The sequence below is a fragment of the Streptomyces sp. NPDC101194 genome (assembly GCF_044767885.1).
Classification (GTDB): Bacteria; Actinomycetota; Actinomycetes; order Streptomycetales; family Streptomycetaceae; genus Streptomyces.
In genome coordinates this window covers 1-26632 of sequence record NZ_JBIWOS010000004.1, presented here as the reverse complement: position 1 = coordinate 26632, position 26632 = coordinate 1, and the positions used below count along the sequence as shown (strand labels likewise).

Sequence of the window (26632 nt, the reverse complement as noted above, 5' to 3'; positions counted from 1 at the left end):
CGTGCCAGTCCGCCGGACCGGGAGGAGCGAGACATGCGCGTCATGGACGGGGCGGCTCCGCTCAGACGAGGAGCTTCGTCTTCGCCCGCTGGTACTCCTCGTCCGTGATGGCGCCCCGGTCCTTGAGCTCGGCGAGTCTCGCCAGATCGTCGACGTGTCTGCCCTCCTTGGGGGCGTGCGCCTCGGAGGTGCCGGCGGCCTCCCGTACGTACGCCTTGAAGGCCGCCTCCCGGTCCTGCGCCTCCTTGACGTCCCGCTTCCCCATGGACCTGCCGCGCACGATCACGTACAGCAGGACGCCCAGATACGGCAGCAGCAGGGCCACGATCAGCCAGCCCGCCTTGCCCCATCCGCCGAGGTCGTCGCTGCGGAAGATGTCGGAGATGACCTTGAAGAGCAGGAACAGCCACATGATCCAGAGGAAGAACCAGAGCATGGTCCAGAAGAGGTTGAGCAGGGGGTAATCGTCCACGGTCGGCTCCCCTATCACCGCGAGTCATCGCGTCGACTGACTGAAAGGTAAATCAGTCATATCACCTCATATTCCCCCTCGCTCGTTGTTGTTCGAGAGCCTCCTCGGGAGGCAGGCGCGGAGTACCGTGGAAACGTCGAGGGAGGCTCCGGCCTCCAGGAGGCGGGGTCGCCCCGTGGTCATGAAGCGGCGTGAACGGCGTGAGCAGCGACGCGGAGAGCGGCGCGAGCGGCGGCGTGAGCAGACGCGCGCAGGGACGCTCGCGAGGGCGCATGCACCGGGCGGATGAGTCCGCCCGGAGCCCGGTCGGGGCGATCGGCCGTGTCACCGTGCCGATCCCGCCCGGCGGTCCGGGCGAGGTGCTGGTGGCGGTACGGGGCGGGTCGGAGGCCTACACCGCATGGTCGACGACGTCGATCGACCGGGACGTGCGCGTCATCGTCGTCGACTCGGTCTCGGCGCGCGGCGTGATCGTGGAGCCTCTGCCGCCCTGAGCCCGAGCAGGGGGGTACCCACGTCGAGCAGTGACGACGGCAGGAGTCTTCCGATGTTCTTCTGGCATGTTCCCGCCCCCAACGAGGCGATGCTCATATCCGGTTCCAAGGGGCAGACCCTGGACACCCAGTTCCGGATCGTCACCGGCCACGGCAGTTTCGTGGTCCCGGTCAAACAGAAGGCGCGCATGCTCTCCCTGGCGCTGCGCGAGGCGGAGATCACCGAGGACTGCGTGACCCAGCAGGGCATCCGCCTCAACGTCCGGGCCGTCGCGGTCTTCAAGGTCGGCGACGACGCCGTGTCCATCGCCAACGCGGCACGCCGGTTCCTGACGGAGCAGGAGCAGATGGAGGAGCTCGTCGGCCGGATCTTCGCCGGGCACCTGCGTTCCATCGTCGGCGGACTGACCGTGGAACAGATCATCCGCGAGCGCAACCGGGTCTCGCAGGAGGTCATCGCGGGCAGCCACGGCGAGATGGAGAAGCTCGGCATCGTGGTGGACGCCCTCCAGATCCAGGAGATCGACGACGCCACCGGCTACATCAAGAACCTCGCCGCCCCGCACGCCGCCGCGGTCGCCAGCCAGGCCCGGATCGCCGAGGCCAAGGCCGACCAGGAGGCCAGCCAGCGCGAGCAGCAGGCCGCCGCGCTCAAGGCGGAGTACGAACGTGACACCGCGATCAAGCGCGCGGGCTTCCTCGCCGAGACCGAGCAGTACAACGCCCGCGCCGCGCAGGCCGGACCGCTCGCCCAGGCCAGGGCCTCGCACGAGGTCATCGAGGAGCAGACCGCGCTGGCCGAGCGGCAGGCCGCGCTCGCCGCGCAGCGGCTCGAAGGGGAGGTGCGGCGCCCGGCGGACGCCGAGGCGTACCGTCAGCGCACCCTCGCCGAGGCGGCCCGGGACCGGGTGAAGTTCGAGGCCGACGGCAACGCGTACAGCGAACGGACCATCGCCCAGGCCCAGGCCGACGCCAACAGCGCGCGCGCCGCCTCGCTGCGCGACGGCAACCAGGAGCTCATCGCGGCCAACCGCATCGTGGAGAACCTGCCGGCGCTGGCCGACGCGGCGGCGCGCGGCATGTCGGGGGCCGACCTCACCGTCCTCAACGGCGCCAACGGTGTCAATGAGATGGCTGCGGGCGTGGTCGGCCAGGGGCTGGCGATCCTTCATGCGCTGCAGCGCGGCGCGAGCCCGATGAAGTCACCGGCGGTCGACGGGAAGGCCACTGGGCGCATCACCGAGACGAACTGATCTCCGGGGCCGCGCCGAAGGGGCGGGACGCGGGAGATTCGCCGAGTGGTCATGAGCGCGCCGGACATGCCGTAGAGTTGTGTTCACCGACGCGGGGTGGAGCAGCTCGGTAGCTCGCTGGGCTCATAACCCAGAGGTCGCAGGTTCAAATCCTGTCCCCGCTACTGACGATTCAGGCCCGGCACGCATGCAGCGTGCCGGGCCTGAATCATTTCCCCGCACCGCCGCCGGTCCCTGGTTCCGGTCGCCGGAATGGTGGAAGGCGGGGCAGGCGGTGTGTGAGCCGGGCCACGTGCGTACCCCCATTGGCCGATGAGGAGTCGCCGCGCGCCCTCGCTCCGGTGAGCCTGGAGGTGGGGCGCGGCACCGTACTCAGCCGTGCGCGTACCGGGCAGGAGACCACAGGTGTGGAAGCGGCTGAAGCAGGGCGGCAGACACGCCGGAGGCGGTGTCCGTACCCGGCGGTTCGTCCGCGCGCTGCCCGCCCTGATGATTCTCGGCGGGCTGGTGTTCGACGCCCTCACGCCGCCGACCTTCACCGCCATTCCGCTGTTCGTGGCGGCGCCGCTGATCGCCGCGCCGTTCTTCTCGCTGTCCAGCACCGTCCTCACCGCCGTCGCCTCGATCCTGGCCATCGTCGCGCTGCGCCTGCACAGCAACACGTTGCCGCAGGCCGTGCCGTTGATCGAGCTGCTGACCCTGGCCACCGTGTCGGTCCTCGCGATCGTCATCAACGGGGTCGTGCGGCGCAGCAACGAGCAACTGGCCTCCGCGCGGGTGATCGCGGAGACCGCCATGCGGGCCGTGCTGCCCAAACCGTCCGACCGGATCGGCGGGCTGCATGTGGCGGCGCGGTACGAGGCGGCGCAGGCGGACGAGTTCGTCGGCGGCGACCTGTTCGCCGTGGCGGACACCCCGCACGGGGTGCGGCTGGTGGTCGGGGACGTACGGGGGAAGGGGCTCGACGCCGTGGAGTCCGTGGCGGTGATCATCGGCGCGTTCCGGGAGGCGGCCGAGCAGGAACGTTCTCTGGAGGGCGTGGCTCAGCGGCTGGAGCGGGCGCTGGCGCGAGAGGGAACGGGGCGGAGCGGGCTGGACGTGGTCGAGGGCTTCACCACCGCCGTACTGGCCGAGATCCCGTCCGGGCTGTCGCGGGTGCGGATCGTCAACCGTGGTCATCCCGAGCCGATCCTGCTGCATCCGGACGGAGCCCTGGATGTGCTGGGGCCGTCGGTGCCCGCGCTGCCGCTCGGGATGGATCTGGGGGTGTGGCCCGACCGGGCGGACGAATGGGATCTGACGGCGGGGACGACCCTGCTCCTCTACACCGACGGTCTCTCCGAAGCGCGGAACGCCGACGGGGTCTTCTACGATCCGGCTGCGCGGCTGCGCGGGCGGATCTTCCCGGGACCCGAGGAGCTGCTGTCCGCCCTGACCGACGACGTGCGGCGGCACACGGGCGGCGAGACCACCGACGACATGGCGCTGCTCGCGGTCGTACGTCCCGCGGAGGGGCAGCCGCACCGGCGCAGGACGGTGAAGATCGTGGGACTGGACACGATGTGACGGGTGGGGCGGGTGCGTGGTGCGGACCGGGTGGAGTGCCGGACGGGCATGCCACCGTGCGTAACCGAAGCACGCCGCTCCGCATAACATTTGACGCAACGTCAGAATCCGGGTAATGGCTGAGGGGCGATCAACTCATCCGATTCCACCCGGTTATGTCCCGTAAAGTCCAGGCCAAAGACGTGAACGATCAGTGGGAACAGCTTGGAATAGGGCCCGGGTGTCTATTAACGTTCGATAACGCAGCGCGGTCGTCCCAGCCGTCGTCAGTGGCGGCACCGTGCGCGAGCGCCGAATTCCGCAAGGGAACCGGGGAACCACCTACATGGGGTGAATCGGACACCTGTGTCTCGTGAGAGGCAGAGGCGCCCGTAGGAGACCTTCCTGCTCCGAACCCGTCAGCTAACCCGGTAGGCGAGAAGGAAGGAAAGGAGTGCGCCCAAGTGGCGTCCAACAAGCCTGCCCCCGAGGCCCCCGCGCGGTTCACCTCCGACTTCGGCCCGGGCGGTGACTTCGGCACCGGTTCCGACTACGGCCTCGGATACGGCCCCGGTCTCGCCTCCGACGCCGGTTACGCAACCACCGGGACGAGAACGGCGTTCGGGACCGGCTACGGCACCGAGCCGGGCGGCGACTTCACCGGTGAGTTCGGGTCCGGTGAGTTCAGCGGGTCCGGCGATCCGGCAGAGCTCCGCGGGGGATTTCGCGCCGACGGCGTCGGTGAACCCGAACGAAGCCGGGACGAGTGGAACCCCACCGAGGAGTCCGTCCGCCCCGTGCGCGGCAAGCACCGCGTCGCCAAGCAGCGCAACGGACTTGCCCGTAGCTCCACCGTGCTCGGGGTCGGCGTCATCGCGGCGGTCGGCGCGGGCGGCATTGCCACCGCGCAGAGCAAGCCGGCGGTCTCCATCTCGCTTCCCGATTCCATCGCGGACAACCTGCCCGACGCCAAGTCGCTCCCCGGCGTGGGGTCCCTGTTCTCCGGCGAGTCCGAAGCCGACAAGGCCGAGGCCGTCGCCGCGTCCGCGCCGCTCACCACCGCCGGCATCACCACCGCCGAGGCCCAGCGGGGCGCGACGGACGCGGGCGAGGCGCTCCGTGCCCGTATCCTCCAGCAGGCCGAGCAGCAGCAGGACGCCGCCGACGCCGAGGCCAGGGCCGCCGAGGAGAAGGCGGCCGCGGAGAAGGCCGCCGCCGAGGCCAAGAAGCAGCAGGACGCGGCCGAGGCCAAGATCGCCGCCGAGAAGAAGAAGGCGGAGGAAGAGGCCAAGAGGAAGGCGGAGGCCCTGCGGCTCGCCAAGCTGGCCGCCAGCTACGCCATCCCGACCTCCTCGTACACGATCACTTCGACCTTCGGCGAGGCCGGCTCGATGTGGTCCTCCGGCTACCACACCGGCCTCGACTTCGCAGCGCCGACGGGCACCCCGATCAAGGCCATACACGGCGGCACCATCAAGTCGGCCGGCTGGTCCGGTTCGTACGGCTACCGCACGGTGCTGGAGCTCGAAGACGGTACGGAGCTGTGGTTCTGCCATCAGTCCTCGATCGGTGTCAGTGTCGGCCAGAAGGTCACGACCGGTGACACCATCGGCAGGGTCGGCGCGACCGGCAACGTGACGGGCCCGCACCTCCACCTGGAGGTCCACACCCCGGCCGGCACGGGCATCGACCCGATGGCCTGGCTGCGCGGCAAGGGCCTCAACCCCTGATCCGCCGGCCGCCTCGCGGCCCACACGACCCGAGCCGGTTCGCCGGCCGCTGAACCCCGGCAGCCCTGACGCTCTCCCCCCGACGTCAGGGCTGCCGGGGTGTCGGCACGGTTCCTCCGGCCGGAGGGGCAAGACGGACGGAACGAGGAGCGGGACGGAACGACGCGCAGGCCGGGCAATGGGCCGGGCGGGGGCCTGAAGACAGACCGGAGCGGCGGCCGGGCGGATCGGTGGGCCGGGCGATCGGCGGAACCGCCTGAAGGGCCGACTGCCGGAATAGCGGACCCGCTGGTGTCCGTTGATCCACATATGACTTCTCTTCGTAAGCTGGGCCCTTCCGACCTCCAGGTCTTCCCGCTCGCCCTCGGCGGCAACGTCTTCGGCTGGACGGCCGACGAGGCGCAGTCGTTCGCCGTGCTGGACGCCTATGCCGCGGCGGGCGGCAACTTCATCGACACCGCCGACGCATATTCGGCCTGGATCCCGGGCAACGAGGGCGGCGAGTCGGAGACCGTCATCGGGAAGTGGCTCGCGGCACGCGGCAACCGGTCGGAGATCGTCGTCGCGACGAAGGTCGGCGCCCATCCCGCGTACAAGGGGCTCACCGCCACGAACATCAAGGCCGCGGCGGAGGAGTCGCTGCGCCGGCTCGGCACCGACCACATCGACCTGTACTACACGCACTTCGACGACGAGACCGTCCCGGTCGAGGAGATCATCACCGCCCTCGACCAGCTGGTGAAGCAGGGCAAGGTCCGGGAGATCGCCGCCTCCAACATCAGCCCCGAGCGGCTCCGGGCATCCCTGGACTTCTCGGAGCGCGAGGGGCTGGCCCGTTACGTGGCCCTGCAGCCGCACTACAACCTGGTCTCCCGCGACACATACGAGGGCGAACTCCAGGAGACGGCCGCTCGGGCCGGGCTCGCAGCCGTCCCGTACTTCGCCCTGGCCTCCGGGTTCCTCACCGGCAAGTACCGTCCGGGTGCCTCGGTGGAGAGCGCTCGGGCCGAGAAGGCGGGGCAGTACCTGGAGTCGGAGCGGGGGCAGAAGGTCCTGTCCGCGCTCGACAAGGTCGCCCAGGAGCACGACGCGGAGATCGCGACCGTCGCACTGGCGTGGCTCGCGTCCCGGCCGACCGTCGTCGCGCCGATCGCCTCGGCCCGCACCGTCGAACAGCTGCCCGCGCTGGTGGCCGTCGCCGACCTCCGGCTGACCGAGCAGGACCTGGCGGAACTCACCGAGGCATCCGCCTGACACGGTCGTCCAGGTACATGGTCGCCCGTGGGCGCCCCGGGAGCACAGCGCTGCCGGGGCGTTCACGCGAGCAGGACGGTCGTCGCCCGGCCCTCGTCGGCCCCGTCCGCGCCCTTCTCGCGCGACGGACGAACGTTCCGGTGCCGAGCGTGGCCCTACTGGCTCCGCTGCGGCGGCTGGTGCGGGGCCAGATAGGGGTTGTAGCCGTGGCCGCCGTACGGCGTGTGCTGCGGGAACGGATGGGCGTACGGGCCGGGTGGCGGCCGATGCGGGCGCAGGCGGCCCGTCGCCTGCGCCGCGTACGTCAGGGCGGGAGCGGCCACGTCCCTGCGCTGCCAGAGATGGTGCAGCAGCTCCAGCTCGCGTTCGGCGAAATCCGCACCCGCGGTCCCGCGGCGGGCCTGCCTGCGCAGTGAGGCCAGCGACGTCGCGAACGACTCGTACTCGGCGACGGTGCGGGCGGCAGCCTTGCCCTGGGCCTTGGCCTGCGCCTTGGCGCGAGCACCGGCCTGGGCCGACGGCCCACTCGCCGGAGCATGCCCCGTCCCGTACCCGTGCCCCGTCCCGAACCCCGGCGCGTACCCCTGCCCGTGTCCCGGAGCGTATCCCGGTCCGTACACCGACGTGTGTGCCTGCGGGTGTCCCGGACCGTAGGCCGGTGATGTCGGCGCGGGTGCCGGTCCGTACGGGCTCGTCCAGTTTCCCCGGGCCGCGAGGGAGTGTCGTCGGCGTGCCGCGTCGCGTGCCATGCCACGGGCCCGCATCGAGGAGAGGGCGAGCGGCTCGGCGGGCGTCAGCCAGCCGGCCGCCGCATAGGCCGGCAGCTCGGCGGAGAGGGTACGGAGCTCCCGTTGGCGCGACCAGATCGCCAGCCAGGTCACCAGGCCGAAGGCCGGGACCATGAACACGCCGTACACGGCGTAGAAGCCGTACGGTCCGACGGCCGCCGATCCGTTCCACAAGGCATGCATGCCCATGGCGAGAACGAGGCCCAGCAGCGGCAGAGCGATGCGGCGGATCCGACGCCGCCGCGCACTGGCCGCGGCGAGCCCGAAGCCTATGCCGGTCAGCACCGTGAAGAGCGGATGCGCGAACGGCGACATCACGGCCCGTACGAAGAACGTCGCGGCCGTCACCGAGACGACGCCCGAGGTGCCGATCTGCTGGTCCTCGCCGAAGGCGTTGCCCAGGTAGAGGATGTTCTCGGTGAAGGCGAAGCCGCTCGCGGTGAAGCCGGCGACGACCACGCCGTCGACGATCCCGTTGAACTCCCGCTTTCGGAACAGGAAGATCAGCAGCACGGCCGCGGCCTTGGCGCTCTCCTCGACGACCGGCGCTATGACCGTGGCGCCGAGGGTGTCGGCGTGCGACGGATCGGCGGTGGCCGTGGCTATCCAGTGGGTCGCGAACGAATTCGCGAGGATCGCGACCAGCGCGGCCGCGAACGCACCCCAGGCGAAGGCGAACAACAGATTCCGCCAGGGCGCCGGCTCGACCCGGTCCAGCCAGCGGAACGCCGCCATCAGGAGCGGGACGGGCAGCACGGCGAGGCCGAGACCGACCAGAAACCCCTCCGTGCCCGTCTGATCACGGACCAGCGCCAGGATCGCCAGGCCGCACAGCGCCAGCACCGTGAACACGGCCGCGATGCGGAAGGTCTTGCTGCGCCACACCATGCCGACGCGGCGAGGCCGGTAACGCCAGTGCCTGCGCTCCGGGACGGCAGCCAGGATCTCGCCGACCCGCTGCTCCTCGAGCAGAGGGACGGCCGGCTGTGACTGCCGCTGCTGGACAGACCCGTCGGACACCACCTGACGACCCTAACGAGCAGCACCGACACCTGGCCATGGGGCGCCGTGTCGGTCGGCGCCCGCCCGGAGGCCGGTGCCGCCACCTGTGGACGACAGCGGAGGCCGGTGCCGCCACGGTTGGACGACAGCGGGAGACGTCAGCGGCGGGCGAACAGCAGGTCGTGCACGACATGGCCCTTGTCGAGGCCCTGTCCCTCGAACCGGGTCAGCGGCCGGAACGCCGGCCGCGGGGCGTAGCCGCCGTCCGCCTGGGTGTTCTCGAAGAGGGGGTGCGCGGTCAGCACCTCCAGCATCTGCTCGGCGTACGGCTCCCAGTCGGTCGCACAGTGGATCACGGCGCCCGTCTTCAGCCGCTGGGCCGCCAGGTCGAGGAACTCCGGCTGGATCAGCCGCCGTTTGTGATGGCGCTTCTTGGGCCACGGGTCGGGGAAATACACCCGCAGTCCGTCCAGCGAGTCGGGCCTCAGCATCTCGCGCAGCAGGATGATCGCGTCACCGTTCGCGACCCGGATGTTGGTCAGGCCGTTCCGGTCCGCGAGGCCGAGCAGATTGCCCTGACCGGGGGTGTGCACGTCGATGGCGAGAATGCCCGTGCCCGGGTCGTCGGCCGCCATTCGGGCAGTGGCCTCACCCATCCCGAAACCGATCTCCAGCACGGCCGGGAGCCCGTCGAACAGCTCGGGCAGATCGAGGACGCGCTGCCCGTCGATGTCCAGGCCCCACTTCGGCCAGAGCCGCAGCAGGGCGTCCTCCTGGCCGGGTGTGACGCGGCTGCGGCGTGGCTGGAAGCTGCGGATCCGGCGCTCGTGGTGCGATCCGGCCGGGTCGATGGCCGGCCCGCCGGGGAAACGCGGTTCCTGGCGCAGCCGGCGCTGCCGCTCGAAGGAGGCGGCGCGCAGATCGTCCGGAATCCCTGCCGCGGGGGAGGCGGCGGGCTGGGCCGGGGAAGCGGTGCCCGGCTCGGCCGGGGCGCTGCTCGCTCCGGCCGCGACCTCGCCGGGCTCGGGGGCGGAAGGATGCGCGGACGGGCTCGCGAGGGAACTCACCGAGCGGTTCGCGGAGGGATTCAAGGACTCAGACACAATGCCCCGATTCTACGGCGGGCGGCTTCCATCCCGTCCCCCGTGCCCGGAGCAGCGCCCTGCGTGCCACCTCCCGCCCGATGGGCAGGGAGGCCGTCGCGGCGGGCGAAGGAGCGTTCAGCACGTGGACGGTGTGCGGGGCCTCGCGGATCAGGAAGTCGTCGACCAGGGTGCCGTCCCGCAGCACGGCCTGCGCCCTGACCCCGGCCGGGGCGGGCCGCAGATCTGCCGCCGTGACCTCGGGCAGCAGTCGCTGCACGGCCGTCGTGAACGCACGCTTCGACAGCGAACGGCGCACCTCTCCGGCCCCGTACCGCCAGTGCCTGCGCGCGATCTGCCAGGTGCCGGGCCAGGTCAGGGTGTCCGCCAGCTCACGGGGGCGCACGACGGGCCAGTCGTATCCCTCACGGGCCAGCGCCGGCACCGCGTTCGGCCCGACGTGGACACCGCCGTCGTGGCCGCGGGTCAGATGCACGCCGAGGAACGGGAACGCCGGATCGGGTACCGGATAGACCAGGCCGCGCACCAGTTCCGGCCGCGCCAGCTCGTAGTACTCCCCGCGGAAGGGGACGATCCGCACCCCCGGGTCGTCGCCGGCGAGCCGCGCCACCCGGTCGCAGTGCAGCCCAGCACAGTTGACCAGCACCCGGGCCCGCACCACCGGACCGTCCGCCGTACGCACCGCCACACCCCAGGGACGCCGGTCGATCGCGGTGACCTCCGCCCCGTAACGGATCACCCCGCCCGCGCCGTTCACCTCGGCGGCGAACCGCGCCGCGACCGCCGCGAAGTCGCACACCCCGGTCGTCCCGACACGGATCGCGGCGAGCCCGCGGACCTGCGGCTCGTACTGCGCGATCTGGGCGGGCCCCAGCTCGCGCACCGGCAGCCCGTGCTGCCGACCGCGCTGGACCAGTGCGTGCAGCCGGGGGAGCTCGGACCGCTCGGTCGCGACGATCAGCTTGCCGGTCACCGCGTGCGCGATGCCGTGCTCGGCGCAGAAGTCGACCATCTCGGCGGCGCCACGCACCGCGTAGCGGGCCTTGAGCGACCCGGGACGGTAGTAGATGCCGCTGTGGATCACTCCGCTGTTGTGCCCGGTCTGGTGACGGGCGGGGCCCCATTCCTTCTCCAGCACCGTCACCCGGGTGCCCGGAGCGGTGCGCGTGATCGCGTACGCGGTCGACAGGCCGACGATCCCGCCGCCGATCACCAGCACATCGCAGTCGTACGCCGCGCGCGTCATCATCACGCCACCTCCCACCCCGATAGTGCACTGACCCACTGACAACGTACTCAAACCAGCGAAGCCCAGCGTGGCGCCGGATCTTTACGCCCGGCGGCGTCCGGTGGTCGTCCGTATGCCCTCCGTATGCCGTCCGGACGTCGTCCGTACGACGAGAGGGAGGCGGGGGACGCAGCGACCTCCGGCGGGCGCCGGGCGTCTCGGAGTGCCCGGCCCCGGGACGGGGCGCCGGGCGATGCCACGAGGAAGCCGCGGGGCGTGCGTGCGCCCGCCCCGCGCGGTGCGGCTACGCGGGCGCCACCAGCAGTGGCCGGGCCCGCTCACGCAACTCGGCGACGCGCGGCTCGTGCCCGTACGGTTCGAGCCGGTGCAGCAGGTCCCGTACGTACTCCGTGGTCCGCGCCGAGGAGATGCGGCCCGCCACCTCCACCGCCCGGGTGCCCGCCGCGCAGGCCGCGTCCAGATTCCCCGACTCCAGCTCGGCCACCGCCGACACGACGAGCCGCAATCCGTGCGAGCGGACGAATTCCTCGGTCGGCCTGGACAGGGCCTGCTCGGTGAAGCGCCGCACCTGCCGGGGCGCCTTCAGGTCGAGGTGACACTCCGCGGCGTCGGCCGCGAACCTGTCGTACGAGTAGAAGCCCAGCCAGGACGGGTCCGCATCGCCGGCCCGGGAACGCTCCAGCCAGCCCTCGGCGGCCTTGAGCGCGGCCCCCGCGGCCGCTGCGTCACTCGCCTTCGCATGGGCGCGGGCCTCCACCAGGCGGAAGAAACTCATGGTGCGGGCGGTGGCGAGCCCCCGGTTCCGTTCGACGGCGGCCTGCGCGAGGTCGACCCCCTCGTCGGCGAAACCTCGATAGGTCGCCTGCAGGGACATCGAGGCGAGGACATAACCGCCGAGAGGCACGTCGGCCGCGGCCCGCGCGAGCCTCAGTGCCTGGATGTAGTAGCGCTGCGCGGCCTCCTGCTGGCCGGTGTCGAAGGCCATCCACCCGGCGAGCCTGGTCAGCTCCGCCGCGGCACCGAAGAGCGCCCGGCCGACTTCGTCGCTGTAGGAACCGAGCAGCAACGGTGCGGCGTCGACCCGTAAGCACTCGGGGACCATGGAGGAACGCCAGTCGCCGCCGCCGTACTTGGAGTCCCATCGACGGGCGTCCTGGGCGGCCTCGCGCAGCTTGGAGACATCGCTGTGGTTGACCCGCAGCGGCGAGATGTCGCTCGTGAGCGTGGTGGCGGTCGTGTTCGTGTGCGCGTGAGGAGCCGACGTGGTGGGCGCGGATCCGGGTGTCGTCTCGGGGCCCGGCTGGGCGGGGATGGACGACGTCCGCTGCGTGCCCATGGCCCCCAGGGTTCCCAGCGCAGCCTGAGCCGCCTGCGCATTCAGCGCATTCTGCGCCGCTTGAGCCGTTTGAGTTGCCTGTGTCGCCGGTGCTCCAGGTGCCGGCTGTGTGCCCAGCGGTCCCCGAGTGGCCCGGGAGCCCGCGGTACCGGACGCGCCGGGTGCACCGGGCTCCGACTCCGTGCTCTTCCCTGTCGTGCCCGATGCCCTCTGCGCCCCTGCACCGGTACGTGCGCCCCTTGCGCCCTGGGTGCCGAGGATGGCTGCCTCGGCGGCCGTCGCATCGCGCTCCACCGACGGGTCGGCGGGGGATATCAGCCAGCGGGACGCGGGCGTCGCGTACGCGCTCACCGAGAACGAGCCCGCCAGCGACTGCCAGATCCCGCCGCTGCCCGCCCGTCGCCCGGCCAGATCCAGCCGGTACAGCTCGGTCGCCGAACGGACCGCTTCGGCCACGTCGCGCGGAAAGGCGAGTCCGACCTCCGGGGCCGGATCGGCGTCCGCGAGACCGATCTCGTGCAGCGGGACCGGTCGGCCGAGTTTGGCCCCGATCGCCGCCGCGATGAGATGGGGCGCGGCGCCCTGCGGCACCATGCCCTTGGAGACCCATCGGGCCACCGATGTCTTGTCGTACCGAAGTGTCAGACCGCGCTGCGCCCCGAGGTCGTTGACCCGCCGGGCGAGCCCGGCGTTGCTGATTCCCGCGAGGGCGAGAACGGTTCCGAGCTTCTCGTTCGGTCCGCGTTGCTCCCTGGACATGCGCCACCCCTCGACACACAGACGGCCGCCGCGTCACCGTTGCGGCGCGCGGCATTCGTACCGTGTCCTCCCCAGGGACGAACCCCGGCACTCCGACCGCACACGCATATGGCCGAGCCCCGAGGAATATGCCTCCTGCCGAGGACCTCAGTAAAACCCAGCGTAGTTCGCCGCATCCCTACCGTTAAGGGGCAGACGTCCGTATGGCGGGATTGTTGTCCGTGCGGAGGCGAGCGGGTCCGAGGTCCCGCTCGGGCCGTCGCCGGCGTCCCGCTCCGGTCGCCGCGGGCAGGGTCCCGGCCCCGGCGCGGAAACCTGCCCGGAGCCCTGCCCGGACCTCGACGCGGACCCGGCGCGAGAGCCTGCTCCACGCCCTGTCCACGCGCTCCTGGAGGCGCCTTTCGTACGTGGTGACAGCCCCGTCCGCCGGGCTCCGTACGTGCTCCTGGTGTGTGGCCGTGCGCCCGGCCGTGCGCTCTCGTCCGGCTGTTTCGGAGGGGCTTCCATGGTTGCTGCGTGGGTCGGCCCACTGCATCGGACTCAGTGGGCTGGGGGACACTGCCGCCTCATTCCCCGCAGGCGGCGGTCCGGTCCGGGAGGTGGACGACACCTCCCGGACTGTGCGGTGCGGGGCAGCACGGGGCCAGGGTTCACGGCCGGGGCCGGGGCCGGCGGCCGCCCGGTGGTGATCGACGGCGGACGACGGGGGATTCGGGGAGGGATTCGGGGGGATCGCGGAGCGAAGTGGGGCGAAAGTGGACTTACGATGTGATGAATTCCCTGACGCCCGCGTTCGATGTGCTCTAAGAATGGCCGAATGTCGTCGGTATCCCGAGGTTGGGCCCGGCGATTCGCGGACATCGCGTCGACCCCCCGACGGCTGTCCGTCACCGGGTCTCGGGTGATTCGGGATGTGGCCGGTTTTCGGCCGGTGGATTCTGTTCGTCCGGGGGTGGCAACACGCCCGGTACGCAAGCCTGTTGGGGCATGACCCGCTGTGCGCGGGCCGTGTACCGGAGGTCCCGCCGGGTACCCGCTGCCAGGTCGCCGCCGGGCGTGGCCGCGTCCGCGCCCGCCGAGGTCCGTCCCGTTCCGGTCTTTGCCAGGGGCGCATGCCCTTCCGACGTGCGCCGTCCGTAGCCCCTCCTGCGCGCCTTTGTCGTGGCAGCATGTTCGCAACGGCGCCGCGCACCACCGGAGTTCTCCCGATGCTTTCCTGCTGCGCCGTTTTGTCCACAGCCTGTGGAGGCGGCGATGCGTTGGTTGGTGGGGTGGAGCAGTATCGCCGCGAGCTTCGGCACGGCCGGTGCGGTGGGCGCCAGTGACGACGGGCGCACGATGCACCCCGTCGGATCCCAACTGCTGTGGGGCGACCCGGATCCGCTCTGGGCCGTCGGCGACTGGCGCCCCGACGAGATCCGCATCAGCACGGTCGAGACCGCGGAGGGCGCGCCCACCGCCCGCATGGCCGTCCTCGGCTGTTGCAGCGCCACCGACGAGCAGCTGCGCGTCGGCCTCCTCGCCGCCCGCGGCGGGGCACTGCGCCATCTCACCTCCTGGCCCGGCAGCTACACGGCCGTCGTCCAGGTCGGCCGCCGGATCACCGTCATCGGAGATCTCGCCGGGGCCCGCCCGGTCTTCTACACCCCCTGGGCCGGCGGTACGGCGTACGCCACTGCCGCCCTCCCGCTCGCCGACCTCATCGAAGCCCAGCTGGACATCGGTCACCTGGCCGCCCTGCTCGCCTGCCCGGAAACACCGGAGGCGCTGCGCGACGGCACCCCGTACGCCGGAGTGAAGCGCATCCCGCCGGGGCACGCGCTCATCCTCCGCGAGGGATCGCGCGAGATCACCGGGTACGAGGCGGTGGCCTCCCTCGCCGTCGCAGCTCCCCAGACCGACCCCGTCAGTGCCGTCGACGGGGTGCGTGACGCGCTGGTCGAAGCGGTGCGCGCCAGACTCACGGCCCCGCGCCACGCCCCCGAGACCCTGCCGCCCGACCCGGGCCCGGTCCCCGGCATGGGTCCCGCCGAACGACGCGCCGCCCGCGGCGCACCCGTACCGGGCATCGGCGCCGACCTCTCCGGAGGCAGTGCCTCCGCCACCCTAGCCCTGCTCGCCGCCGGACTGCCGGGCCTGCCGGGCACCCTCCTCGGCCACGGCACGGGAGCGGGAGAGCGGCTGCTCGCCGTCACCTTCAACGACCTCACCACCCGCGGACACGAGGAGGAACTCGAACGCGCCCGCGTCATCGCGGCCAACCCGCGCCTCCACCATGTCGTCGTCGCCGCCGGGGAAGAGGCGCTGCCCTACGCCGACCTGGGGGGCGGCCCACTCACCGATGAACCCGGCCCGTCCCTCGTCGTCGCCGAGCGCCATCGCCGTCGCCTCGCCTCGGGCAGCGCCGACCACTTCGTCGGCGGCGGCGCCCGGCAGGTGCTCGACGCCCACCCGGCCCGCCTCGCCGACCTGCTGATGGACCGGCGCCGTCGCCACCTGCTGCGCCCGGTCGCCGCACTCGCCAAGGCCGAGGGCCCCACCGCACATTCCCTGTTCGTGCCGTTGACCGTCTACCGCGCGGCGCGCCGCCTGTCCCGTACGTCGTACCGCACGGGCCTGGAGACGGCGGCCGGCCGACTGCCGGACGCGAACCGCCACGCCCCCGACCTCGACACCCCCGCCGACGCCTCGCTCGCCGCCCTCGCCTGGTCGCGACCGGGGCCCGCCGCACACTGGCTGACGGGGGAGGCGCTCGCCGAAGTATCGGTTCGCCTTCAGGAGGCGGCGATCCGGCCCGCTTCCGTCCAGCGTCCGGGCGAGGCCCGCGCCAGGGCGGCCCTCGCCCGGTACGCCGCGGACCACCGGATCCTGGAGCAGGCGGCGGAGAACCGCAGCCAGCGGTTGCACGCCCCGTTCCTCGACAACCAGGTCGTACGCGCCGCCCGGGCGCTCCCGGAATCGCTCCGGGTCCAGCCGGGTGCCCGCGCCGCGATTCTGCGCCGGGTGCTCGCGGGCGCGGGCATTCACGAACTGCCGTCCGGCTGGGGCACCCCCTCCCTGGCCACCTCGAACGCGACGGCCCGCACGGGTCTGCGTGCCGCGCTGCCCGAGCTGATCGCCCTCTTCGACGCCCCGTTGCTCGCCGACGCGGGCCTGGTCGAGGCCCGCGTCGTACGGAAGGCGCTGCGCGCCGCCTCGGAGGGTGAACCGCTCCCGCTGGACGGCCTGGCGCACCTGGCGTCCACGGAACTCTGGCTCCGCCGCCTGGTCTCGCGGCGCGGCACCTGCTGGACGGGCACGGCGGCACCTCGCCAGCGCGCGGTGGCGGGCGGAGTCGTCCCGGCGAGGCGGACACTGCAGCCGTAGCGGCGGGCCGGGCCGTGGCCGTAGCGGTCGTTGTGGCCGACGTTCGACGGCCGGCAGACGTCCGACCGCCCCGGACCCGCATCGCCGGGGAACTCCCGGGCGTTCCGTCCGCAGGGACGGTGCCCGGTCGCCTCACCGACAGGTGATGACCGAATTCGCCCAGTCGGCGAGTGCCACGCCGCCGCCCGGCCGTGTCCGCTCGACGACGAGCCGGATCCTCTCCTGACCGGCGATACCCACTTCGACGGGCACGGCCGGGGCGTTGCCGTTCATCACGGGGGACTGCCACAGCCGTACCCCGTCACCGCCGAAGACGGAGAAACGCACCGTGCCCAGCCCCAGTGTCATGTCGTCGATCCCGACCACGGCTTCGTAACGCGTGCACCGGCGGTTCAGTTGGATCGTGACCGAGGACTTGCTGTGGACGGTCACGCCGTGGGCGTACCGCGTGCCGCCGATCGACAGACCGGAACGCTGCCAGACCCAACCGCTCTCATTGATCACCAGCTCCGGTTCGGTGTGGTCACCCAGCATCGAGTAGCTCAGCTCACTGACCCGGTAGACGGTCGACGCAGGGGGCGGAGGGGGTGTCGGCGTCGGCGTCGGCTTCGGGGTGGGCTCCGGCGCGGGGGGCGTCGGGGTCGGGACAGGTGGTGCGGGTGGCACCGGCTTCGATGTCGGCTTCGATGCCGGCTCCGGTATCGGCTTCGAGGGAGGCTTCGGGGTCGGTTTCGGGGTGGGGGTGGGCCCCGGCGGGGGAATCGGGTGCGGTGCGGGTGGAGCGGGGGGTGCGGGCTTCGGCGGCGGTGTCGACTTCGCCGGTGTCGGCTTCGGCGGTGCCGGCGTCGGCGCGGCAGGCGCCACGACAGCCGGCTTCGCCGTGTGCTCGGCCTCGGGCTTCGGCTGGTCGTTGCCCACCAGCGCCCAGGCCAGTCCGGCCGTCGCGGCCAGGGCAACCGCCGCCGCGATACCGGCCTTCGCCGGGGCACCGAGCCCTTCGGAGACCGCGGCACCACCACCTGCCGAGCCGCCGGACGCGCTCCCGCCGGTCGCCGCCGCGGCGGCTCCGGCGCCCGCGGCCCCGGCCGCGCCACCGGCGACGATTCCGGCGGCCTTGAGTGCGTACCCGGCGGCGAACCAGCCAATGACCGCGACCGGCAGCAGCGCGGGAATCCCGGCGTTGACATGGGCCAGTTCACCTGCGGCGAGCCGGCACTTCACGCACTCGTCCAGATGCCCGCGCAACCCGCGCTCGGCCCGCATCCGGAGCCCGCCCCGGGCATACGCGCCGAGGCGGTCGGCGTACCGCGCGCAGTCGCCGCCCGAGGTGAGCGCCTGGCTCACATGTGCTTGCAGGTAGGCCTGCTTGAGCCCCTCGCGGGCCCGGCTGGCCAGCACCGCCGTGGCATTGGCGGTCAGTCCGAACAACGGGGCGATCTCGCTGGGCGACTCCTCCTCGACGGTGGTGTGCCACAGCACCGCCTGCCAGCGCTCCGGCAGACTGCGGAAGGCCTGCATCGCCATCGACTGTTCGGCCTCGTGCATGGCCAGCACATCGGCGCCGAGGTCGAGCGTGTCCGTGTCCGACACCTGGGCCGACCAAGATGCCTGGGCGGCGAACACCGCGAAGTCGTCGACCAGTTGTTCCCGCTTCGCGGTCTTGGTCCAGGCGGCTCCGACGTGCCGGACGGCGGTCATGAGGTAGGCCCGTACAGCTTCCTCGGGTCCCTTGCCCCTCCGTACCGCCTGCAGTGTGCGGGCGAAGACCTCGGCCGTCAGGTCGTCGGCGGTGTGCGCGTCCCGGCAGCAGGTTCGCGCGTAGCGGCGCACCGCGCCGGAGTGCCGCCGGAACAGTTCCTCGTACGCGAGATCGTCGCCGTCCCGCATCTGCCTGATCAACTCGGCGTCCGAGAAAGGGGAGTCGGGGGCACCGGCGGTGCTGCCGCGGCCCTCCCGCTGCATAGGCACCGCGCCCTCGGGCTCGACGCCGGCCGCGACGGGCGCCGGCCACGGACCGGGCACGACGGCGGGGCCCCCGGCGTCACCGTCGGCTCGCCCGGGTCCGGCCTGGCTCGGTACCTGTGGGGAGCACGGCCCACCGGCCTCCGTCGCACCGCCCACGGCGGAGACATCGTCGAACGACTCTTCCTGCTGCCCGTCACCGGTCATCGCGGAAGCCCCCGTATGCGCTGTCGGACCCGAACATCGGGCAAGACTGTCACATGGCGCAATCACGCCGACGACTCAGCCCCAGCAACCACTCATCCGGGGCGTTTCCTCGAATGTGGGTACTGGTAGCCACTCCTTCGGGGAACGCTCTTCGCGCTTCTTCTGCACCTGGAGACTGTGGACAAAGGGGCGGACAGCTTCCCCGGCGAGGGCCCTGCCGAGGGCCCATGCCGCGCTGAGGGAACGGAACGCACACCGATCAAGGCCCGGTCGGACGGCGACCGTGCAAAGAGGCCCGGCTCGGAACCTGCACGTGGAGGCCGGATGAGATGCGGAAGCCCGAGACGTGCAGCGGACGAGCGAGAACGAGCCGCTGAGCAGGACCCTCCGAAACGCGCCACGTCACCGCTCACCCCGGCCGCGCACTTCGGACGATTCGTTCGCGCCGGCCGCGCACCCGAGGCGCCCTGCCGCACTCTCGGGCGACTCGTCGGTCCTCGTCCGCACCCGAGCCGCCCGGGGAACCGCCTTGCTGCGGCCATTCATCCCGGAGGGCCGACCGTGCACACCTTGCCTCGGTGCCCCGCCGCGCTCACCCGGCACCGAACCCGCTCGGCACCCTCATCACCCCGTCGGCGCAGCCCCGACCCACGACCCGGCACCCGGACACGCCCGTGCACGGCTCACGCCCCGAACCGGGGGGCGCCTCCCACTCACGCCGCGGATGCGCGAGCAACCGGCTCAAGCCTCGGGTCGCGATCACACCTCACCCACCCCATGGGATGCGTGAGCATCCTCGCTCACGCATCCGGCCGCGCTCACATCCCGTTCACGCCACGGGTCGTGAGCGCAGTCCCTCCAGAAGGATGTCCAGCAGTCGGCTCGAGGCCGCGGCCTGCTGAGCCGGGTCAGGCAGTGATGGCGCCGCTGTCGCGATGACCAGCAGCACGTCCGCCACCGTCACATCGCGACGCAGCGCACCGGCCGCCCGCGCCCGGTCCACCAGTCGGCCGACGACCTCCAGCAGTTCGCCGGCCCCTGCGTCGTCGGCATCGGGGCCGATCTCCCCGGCGGAGCCGGAGCGCCCGTCGACCGGCCGGAGACCGTCCTGCTCCGCGCCCTGGCGCTGCTGAGGTACGCGTGCCTCGTCCCGCACACCGCCCGAGCCCGGTCCGGAAGCCGCTGATTCCCCGGCGGCGGCCGAGCCCTCGACGTCGACGGCGGCATGGACGTCCGCACCGTCATCGGCGTCGACATCGACCCCGACCCGCAGCACCTGCGGCGGCAGCAACCGTCCCGCGCCCGACGCCACGGACGTCCGCAGGAAGCGCGACAGCGCCGACCACGGCTCGTCCTCCTGGCCCAGCGCGGCCCGCGCCTGGTCGGTCAGCCGGGAGGTCTCCTCCTCGGCTATCCGCCGCACCAGCACGTCCTTGCTCGGGAACCGCCGGTACACCGTGCCGACTCCGACTCTGGCGCGGCGCGCCACGTCCTCCATCGGAGCCCCGTATCCCAGCTCGCCGAAAACCTCACGCGCGGCTCGCAGTACATGCTCCAGGTTCCGCTGCGCGTCCACGCGAAGCGGAGCCGAGCGGCCGTTCGCTCCAGCCGTCACCACCGCGCCGACCGCGCCGGTCACTCCGGCCGTCCCGCCTGTTCCGGCTGCCGGGACCGCGCCGGCCGAACCCACCGTGTCCACCGCCCCCACAGCTGTTCCCGCAGCTCCGTATCGCCCGTTCCCGTCGGACGAATGGGACGTGGCCTCAGCACTGGTCTGCCAATGAGAATCCTGAATGTGCATAACATTTCCCCCGGTAATGACGTCTCCCCCCGGAGACTTCCCGCCGTTTGAGCCGGAGAGTGGATCACGGTCTCGACCCGGCTCCCCGACGACATACGAACATAGTTGAGCCCGGGTCAATTCAGAAGAGGGTAGTTCCGCACGGAGCGCCCCCCGATCGGAGCAAGGACCGGTTGGTCACTGATTCGCCCCCGGCCCACCACCCCCATTCCAACCCCTGACCTGCGTAGCTTCCGTGTCGCCGCGCGGATCGGCGGCGACGGCCCGCCCGAAACCTCCGGTCACACAATTTGCCGGGGCTGTGGACAAACCCTTGAGCACGTTGCGTCATGGGGTGGTGATGGCTTCAGATTCCGGGGGAACACCCCCCGGCCCCCCGCCAGGCGTGCGCGTTCTCGTCGTCGGCGGGGGCTACGTCGGGATGTACACAGCGCTGCGTCTCCAGCGGAAGCTGAAGCAGAGACTCAGGAGCGGTCGGGCCGAGATCGTCGTCGTCACGCCCGAGCCTTATATGACGTATCAGCCGTTTCTGCCCGAAGCGGCGGCCGGTTCGATCTCTCCGCGCCATGTCGTCGTGCCGCTCCGTCGGGTCCTGGCGGACTGCAAGATCGTGATCGGCGAGGCCCAGCGCATCGACCACGCCAAGCGGACGGCGACCGTCACCACCCTCGCCACCGGGGAGGACGGTACCGGCGCCATCGAGATCCCCTACGACGAACTCGTTCTCGCGCCGGGTTCCGTCTCGCGCACTCTCCCGGTCCCCGGCCTCGCCGATCACGGCATCGGCTTCAAGACCATCGAGGAGGCGATCGGGCTGCGCAACCACGTCATCGAGCAGATGGACATCGCCTCCGCGACCCGGGACCCGGCCATCCGCTACGCCGCCCTCACCTTCGTCTTCGTCGGTGGCGGCTACGCGGGCGTCGAGGCTCTCGCCGAGCTGGAGGACATGGCCCGTTACACGTCGCGGTACTACCACAACATCAAGGCCGAGGATCTGAAATGGATCCTCGTCGAGGCGTCCGGACGCATCCTTCCCGAGGTCGGTGAGGCGATGGGCGGCTACGCGATCCGTGAGCTGCGCGGTCGCAACATCGACGTACGCCTCGACACCAGGCTGGAGTCCTGCGAGGACCGGATCGCTGTCCTGAGCGACGGTTCCCGCTTCCCGACCCGCACACTCGTGTGGACCGCGGGCGTCAGACCCGCACCGGTCCTCGCGGCCACCGACCTGCCGCTCAATGAGCGCGGCAGGCTCCGATGCACGGCGGAACTCACCGTCGAAGGGGTCGAGCACGCCTGGGCCGCGGGCGACGCCGCGGCCGTTCCCGACCTGACCGCCGCGGAAACCGGCCGGGAGACCGCCCCCAACGCGCAGCACGCCGTGCGCCAGGCCAAGGTGCTCGCCGGGAACGTCCTCGCGTCGATCAGCGGTGAGCCCCTCAAGGAGTACCGGCACAGTTACGCGGGCTCCGTCGCCTCACTCGGCCTCCACAAGGGTGTGGCCCACGTCTATGGGCGCAAACTCAAGGGCTACCCGGCCTGGCTGATGCACCGTACGTACCACCTCAGCCGTGTCCCGACGTTCAACCGCAAGGCCCGTGTCCTTGCCGAATGGACTCTCGCCGGGCTCTTCAGACGCGAGATCGTCTCCCTCGGTTCGCTGGAACACCCCCGCGCGGAGTTCGAACTCGCCGCAGGCGGAAGGCGAACCGGGCCCGGCGGTCCGCCGGGCGCCGATGGCCCACCGAGCCCCGGGAATCCGCGGAGGCCCGACGGGCCACAGGGGCCCGACAGCCCCTCGGGAAAAGGCGGCTGACCGGCCGTCGGACCACCCCGACGTCCACCGGGGTGCGACCCGTACCGACCACTGTCAGTACGGTCCGCCACACTGGACGTGTGACCATAGGTGGGCCCACATCTGCACAGAGTGACCCGGCCGGCAGTGACCAACAGTGAACATCACCGACGTTCCAGACGCATCAGACGTACGAGCAGGGCGATGAGACCCGGCCCCGACCCCGGCGACAGAGAACCGGTAGTGGAACCGGCAGAGGAAGCAGCCCGCCCGAGCGGACCAGACCGACACACGAGGCCAGAAATTCCGTGAACTTCACGCGTTGGAGCGCCCGCCTACCCGGAACGCAGCGCCGCGCCGCCGCACGGGACGACCGCAGTTCCGTGCCTCCGGCACGCGCGGAGTACGCGCGGCCCGGCACCGGACCCTGCCCGTCGGACGGCGACACGCGCGGCGACACTCCTGGCGACACCGGCGTCGACACGCCCGGTGAACCGCCCAGGGACCGCGGACCCGCCGCCCTGGAGGACCTCTCCGCCCGGGACATCCTCGGTCGGCTGCCCGCCCTGGTGGCCCTGGTGTACGGCCCCGATCACCGGATCGCCTACGTCAACGACGCCTACGCCGCCGCCTTCGGGCCCCGTCCGGCCGGCGCCACCGCGGCCGAGGCCATGCCCGAGCTCACCGAACTCAGTCTGCTGCCGCTCATGGACCAGGTGCTGCGCAGCGGCACCCCTCGCACGGTCAAGTCCCGCAAGGTCCGCAGCGGGAACTCGTACACCGTCACCTGCACCCCGGTCCACAGGGACAGGTGCACGGACGGCGCCGGCGAGCCCGACAGCGACAACAGCGGTGACAGGGCCGAGAAGCAGAACAAGGACGACAGGAACAGCAGGAACAAGTACAGAAACAGGGACATGGGCAGCGAAGGCGGAGTACTCGTGTACGCCGCCGATGTCACCGACCACGCCGAGGCCGCCGAACGGCTCCGCGCCAGCGAGCGCCGCCACCGCGAAACGGCCGTCACCCTCCAGCGCTCCCTGCTGCCGCAGGAGCTGGAGCAGCCCGACGACCTCCGGATCGCCGCCACCTATCAGCCCGGCGGCACGGACGCAGCGGTCGGCGGTGACTGGTACGACGTCATCACTCTCGGCGCGGGCCGCACCGCCCTGGTCATCGGGGACGTGATGGGCCGGGGGGTGCGGGCCGCCGCCGTCATGGGCCAGCTCCGCACGGCCGTGCGTGCCTACGCCCGCCTCGACCTCCCGCCGCACGAGGTGCTCCAGCTCCTCGACGGTCTCGCCGCCGAGATCGACGCGAGTCAGATCGCCACCTGCGCCTACGCGGTCCACGACCCGAACGAGGGCCGGCTCGTCTACGCCTCCGCCGGACATCTCCCGATCCTGGTGTGCCACGAGGACGGTACGGTCCACCGCGCCGAGGACCCGACCGGGCCGCCGCTCGGTACAGGGGGCTGGATCCACACATCGGGCACGATCGCGCTGCCGTCCGGCTCCACCGCGGTCCTCTACACGGACGGTCTGGTGGAGCGCCGCAGCGAGGACATCGACGAGGGCGTCGCGGCCCTGGAGCGCGCCCTCTCCGGTGCCAAGGGCTCACCCCAGGTGGTCTGCGACCGGCTGATCCGCTCCCTCGGGGTCACCGCGGAACACGACGACGACGTGGCGGTGCTGGTGGTTCAGCATCCCGCCCGTACGGGGGCGAACGCGGAGCTGTTCCACAACGCCTCGCTCGATCTCCTCGGCGGGATCGAAGCGGCCCCGCGCGCCCGCGCCTTCGCGACCGGCGTCCTGACGTCGTGGCGATTCCCGGTCGAGCTCTGCGACCTGGGTGTGCTGGCCGCGGGCGAACTCGTCGCGAACTCCCTCAAGCACGGCACTCCGCCGATGCGCCTGGGCCTGCGCCGCACCGACCGCCGTCTGATCATCGAGGTGACCGACGGCGACGACCACCTGCCCCGTCTGCGGCGCGCCGATCCGGCGGACGAGGCGGGCCGCGGCATCTCCATCGTCGCGACGATCGCCACGCACTGGGGCAGCCGCCGCACACCGGGCGGCGGCAAGGCGGTCTGGTGCGAATTCGCCCTGCCGCAGTAGGGGACCTGCCGCAACAGGACCCCTACTCATCGCGGTTCACTCCCGCGGCGTCAGCGGGGGGTGACGGCGGAGGCGGCCACGGGCTCGGCGTCCGGCAGAGAAACGGCCACCACCCTGGACGGCACGACCTCGACCGAGGGCTGGTCCTGTGCGGGAGTGAGCCGTCGGCCGAGCCGCAGCGCCAGTACCGTGATGCCCAGTGAGAACAGCACGAACGTCACGATGTACGGGCCGTGCAGCGTCGCCCCCATCGGCCCGCCCACGGCCGGACCGACCGCCAGCGCGAGCTGCTTGCACAGGGCGAACGCGGAGTTGTACTGCCCGACCATCGACTCCGGCGCCAGATCGGCGACGAGCGGCGCCACGGTCGGCGACAGCATCGACTCACCAAGTCCGAACAGCGCGTACGTGGAGATCATCGCGGCCGTCGCCATGGTCTGGCTGCCGTGCCCGAGTCCCGCGTACCCCGCCACGATCCAGGCGAAGGCCCAGATCAGACCGACCGCGGCAATGACCCTGGTGCGCTTGCGGCGCTCCACCAGGCGCAGCACGACGAACTGGGCCACGACGATGACGGCGGTGTTCGCGGCGAGCGCGATACCGAGCGTCGAAGGCTGGATCCCGGCGGCCTCGGTGCCGTACGCCGCGAGCCCGGACTCGAACTGTCCGTAGCAGGCGAAGAACAGCACGAAGCCCAGCACGCACAGCTGCACCATGGCCCGGTGCGAGAGCAGCGCCCGCAGCCCGCCCTGCGCCTTGGACCCGTCGGTGGGCCGGGCTTCGGAGAAGGAAGGCGTACGGGACAGCCGCACCGTGGAGGCGATGACACCGAGCACGACGAACATCGCGGCCTCGATCAGGAACAGCAGGGTGAAGGTCTCCGGCCGGCTCGTGTCGACGATCTGCCCACCGACCAGCCCGCCGATGCCGAGCCCGAGGTTCTGCAGGAAGAACTGCATGGCGAAGGCACGGGTACGGGTGGCGGTGCTGGAGCACCACACGAGCATGGTGGCGAGAGCCGGCTGCATGACCGCGGTACCCGCACCGAGGACCGCGGCCGACAGCACGGCGGCGGTCACATTCGACGACAGGCCGAGCGCGGCCGCGCCCAGGGACGCGACGACCGAGGCGACGACGAGCACGGGCAGCGGTCCGCGCCGGTCGATGGCACGCCCGGTGAACGGCAGGACTGCGAGCGCCGCCATGGCGAAGACCGCCAGCACGACTCCCGCCGTACCGGCACCCAGATCCCGCACCTGCGCCACGTAGACGTACAGATACGGAACGGTGAACCCGAGCCCGAACGCGCTCAGCGCGCTCCCCAGCTGGATCCGCCGCAGTGCTGCGCCCATCTCCCTGGTCACACTCACCTACCTCAAGGTCTCGAAGTTGCTTGTCGAGCCATCCGAACGACTCGAACCCGAAGACTTTAGCACTAAAGTTAGAAGCTCAACAATTCAGACCGAAGAACTTCGACGGCTTTGGGAGGCGTGCGATACTGCCCGCCATGCCTGACACCACCGAGCAGCCCGGCCCGCAGGAGCCGAGCCTCGACGAGCAGATCGCCGCATATCAGCGCGAGTTCCGTGACCTGGACCCCCAGGTCGAGCAGGTCGTCTCGGCCCTGGGCCGTCTGAATCGCCGGATGAACGTGGCGTACGGCCGCCAGGTCGCCGCCCTCGGCATCAGCAACGCCGAGTGGGAGGTCCTCAAGACCCTGGTCCTGGCCGGCTCTCCGTACCGCCTGGGTCCGGGAGAGCTGGCCAAGCGCCTCGGTCTCACCCCTGCGGCGATGACACATCGCATCGACCGCATGGCGGGCGAGGGCCTGGTCACCCGTGACCGGGACGAGAACAACCGGGTGCGCGTGATCGTCGAGCTGACCGACGAGGGGCGTACGAAGTGGCTGGAGGCGATGCGCATGGCCACCGCCTTCGAGGAGGACCTGCTCCAGGACCTCACGAGCGACGAGCGCGGGGTTCTCGGAGAGATGCTGATCCGCCTCCTGCGCCGGGTGGAGCACGCCCAGCCGGACGCCGGCGGGCGCCTCACCGACCTGGACTGAAACCCTGCCCGACGCGTGGGAAAACCGCTTGACCTGCCGGGGTTGACACGCCCCTCCGCGATCCGTAAGGTTCTTCGAGTTGTCACGGAGCCGGAACGGTTCTGCGACAACCGATCCCGCCACGAACGCGGCAACCAAAACTCAGCACGATCTCCCACTCGGGACAATTTCGGCATGCCGAAATTAATTTCGAAGACTCGATTATGAGTTGCCGGGGGAATCCGCTAGAGTTTGGACGTCGGAACGGCCCAACGGCCGGGAAGACAAGCCCCGCTGACTGGGAATCAGGCCCGAAAGGATCTGATAGAGTCGGACTCGCCGGAAAGGGAAA

Annotated in this window: 17 protein-coding genes, 1 tRNA gene and 1 riboswitch; of the genes, 10 read left to right on the top strand and 8 right to left on the bottom strand. The window is 71.5% G+C overall.

What is annotated here, in order from left to right; all coding sequences use genetic code 11:
* Nucleotides 1-61: 61 nt before the first annotated feature.
* Entirely contained in the window at nt 62-472 is a 411-nt protein-coding gene (locus tag ACIRP2_RS16735; protein ID WP_404250899.1) for an SHOCT domain-containing protein, read from the bottom strand.
* 272 nt (nt 473-744) lie between these two features.
* Between ACIRP2_RS16735 and ACIRP2_RS16730 the strand changes: the two genes are divergently transcribed.
* From ACIRP2_RS16730 to ACIRP2_RS16705, 6 genes are all read left to right on the top strand, one after another.
* Nucleotides 745-966: a hypothetical protein gene (locus ACIRP2_RS16730; RefSeq protein ID WP_404250897.1), complete on the top strand. Its 222-nt coding sequence runs from the start codon at nt 745-747 to the stop codon at nt 964-966.
* 53 nt (nt 967-1019) lie between these two features.
* Nucleotides 1020-2219 (top strand): SPFH domain-containing protein, encoded by a 1200-nt coding sequence (locus tag ACIRP2_RS16725; protein WP_404250895.1) that lies wholly within the window; start codon nt 1020-1022, stop codon nt 2217-2219.
* Between the two features lie 90 nt (nt 2220-2309).
* Nucleotides 2310-2383: transfer RNA gene (locus ACIRP2_RS16720), tRNA-Met, on the top strand.
* 241 nt (nt 2384-2624) lie between these two features.
* Entirely contained in the window at nt 2625-3785 is a 1161-nt protein-coding gene (locus ACIRP2_RS16715; protein ID WP_404250893.1) for a PP2C family protein-serine/threonine phosphatase, read from the top strand.
* A 279-nt stretch (nt 3786-4064) separates the two neighbouring features.
* Nucleotides 4065-4217, top strand: a riboswitch (cyclic di-AMP (ydaO/yuaA leader).
* 11 nt (nt 4218-4228) lie between these two features.
* The gene (locus tag ACIRP2_RS16710; RefSeq protein WP_404250891.1) at nt 4229-5494 is read left to right on the top strand and encodes a M23 family metallopeptidase; all 1266 of its coding nucleotides are present in this window, start codon (nt 4229-4231) and stop codon (nt 5492-5494) included.
* 309 nt (nt 5495-5803) lie between these two features.
* Nucleotides 5804-6748, top strand: a complete 945-nt coding sequence (locus ACIRP2_RS16705) for an aldo/keto reductase (protein WP_404250889.1) — start codon at nt 5804-5806, stop codon at nt 6746-6748.
* 155 nt (nt 6749-6903) lie between these two features.
* Here ACIRP2_RS16705 and ACIRP2_RS16700 read toward each other — a convergent pair whose 3' ends face one another.
* The 4 genes from ACIRP2_RS16700 to ACIRP2_RS16685 all read right to left on the bottom strand — a co-directional run bounded on the left by ACIRP2_RS16700 (nt 6904) and on the right by ACIRP2_RS16685 (nt 12985).
* Entirely contained in the window at nt 6904-8556 is a 1653-nt protein-coding gene (locus tag ACIRP2_RS16700) for a PrsW family intramembrane metalloprotease (protein ID WP_404250887.1), read from the bottom strand.
* 140 nt (nt 8557-8696) lie between these two features.
* Complete coding sequence (gene trmB, locus ACIRP2_RS16695; protein ID WP_404250885.1) at nt 8697-9641, bottom strand: tRNA (guanosine(46)-N7)-methyltransferase TrmB; 945 nt, start codon at nt 9639-9641, stop codon at nt 8697-8699.
* Nucleotides 9634-10890 (bottom strand): L-2-hydroxyglutarate oxidase, encoded by a 1257-nt coding sequence (gene lhgO / locus ACIRP2_RS16690; RefSeq protein ID WP_404250883.1) that lies wholly within the window; start codon nt 10888-10890, stop codon nt 9634-9636. The genes trmB and lhgO overlap by 8 nt, the downstream gene beginning before the upstream one ends.
* A gap of 283 nt (nt 10891-11173) precedes the next feature.
* Complete coding sequence (locus ACIRP2_RS16685) at nt 11174-12985, bottom strand: sporulation protein (RefSeq protein WP_404250881.1); 1812 nt, start codon at nt 12983-12985, stop codon at nt 11174-11176.
* 1254 nt (nt 12986-14239) lie between these two features.
* Between ACIRP2_RS16685 and ACIRP2_RS16680 the strand changes: the two genes are divergently transcribed.
* The gene (locus ACIRP2_RS16680) at nt 14240-16351 is read left to right on the top strand and encodes an asparagine synthase-related protein (protein WP_404250879.1); all 2112 of its coding nucleotides are present in this window, start codon (nt 14240-14242) and stop codon (nt 16349-16351) included.
* Nucleotides 16352-16483: 132 nt separating this feature from the next.
* On the opposite strand, the gene ACIRP2_RS16675 is transcribed toward ACIRP2_RS16680, so the two are convergent.
* Together ACIRP2_RS16675 and ACIRP2_RS16670 are read right to left on the bottom strand one after the other, a co-directional pair.
* Nucleotides 16484-18520 carry a sigma-70 family RNA polymerase sigma factor gene (locus ACIRP2_RS16675; RefSeq protein WP_404250877.1) on the bottom strand — a complete coding sequence of 679 codons (2037 nt, stop codon included), beginning with the start codon at nt 18518-18520 and terminating at the stop codon, nt 16484-16486.
* Between the two features lie 829 nt (nt 18521-19349).
* A complete protein-coding gene (locus ACIRP2_RS16670) occupies nt 19350-20321 on the bottom strand; it encodes a TetR/AcrR family transcriptional regulator (protein ID WP_404250875.1) in 972 nt (323 codons plus the stop codon).
* Nucleotides 20322-20661: 340 nt separating this feature from the next.
* Here ACIRP2_RS16670 and ACIRP2_RS16665 point away from each other — a divergent pair, with 340 nt between their 5' ends.
* Both ACIRP2_RS16665 and ACIRP2_RS16660 read left to right on the top strand, forming a co-directional pair.
* Nucleotides 20662-22140, top strand: a complete 1479-nt coding sequence (locus ACIRP2_RS16665; protein WP_404250873.1) for an NAD(P)/FAD-dependent oxidoreductase — start codon at nt 20662-20664, stop codon at nt 22138-22140.
* Between the two features lie 287 nt (nt 22141-22427).
* Nucleotides 22428-24236 carry a SpoIIE family protein phosphatase gene (locus ACIRP2_RS16660; protein ID WP_404250871.1) on the top strand — a complete coding sequence of 603 codons (1809 nt, stop codon included), beginning with the start codon at nt 22428-22430 and terminating at the stop codon, nt 24234-24236.
* 50 nt (nt 24237-24286) lie between these two features.
* On the opposite strand, the gene ACIRP2_RS16655 is transcribed toward ACIRP2_RS16660, so the two are convergent.
* The gene (locus ACIRP2_RS16655) at nt 24287-25588 is read right to left on the bottom strand and encodes an MFS transporter (protein WP_404251910.1); all 1302 of its coding nucleotides are present in this window, start codon (nt 25586-25588) and stop codon (nt 24287-24289) included.
* 155 nt (nt 25589-25743) lie between these two features.
* Between ACIRP2_RS16655 and ACIRP2_RS16650 the strand changes: the two genes are divergently transcribed.
* The gene (locus tag ACIRP2_RS16650) at nt 25744-26301 is read left to right on the top strand and encodes a MarR family winged helix-turn-helix transcriptional regulator (RefSeq protein ID WP_404250869.1); all 558 of its coding nucleotides are present in this window, start codon (nt 25744-25746) and stop codon (nt 26299-26301) included.
* The last annotated feature ends 331 nt before the right edge of the window (nt 26302-26632 follow it).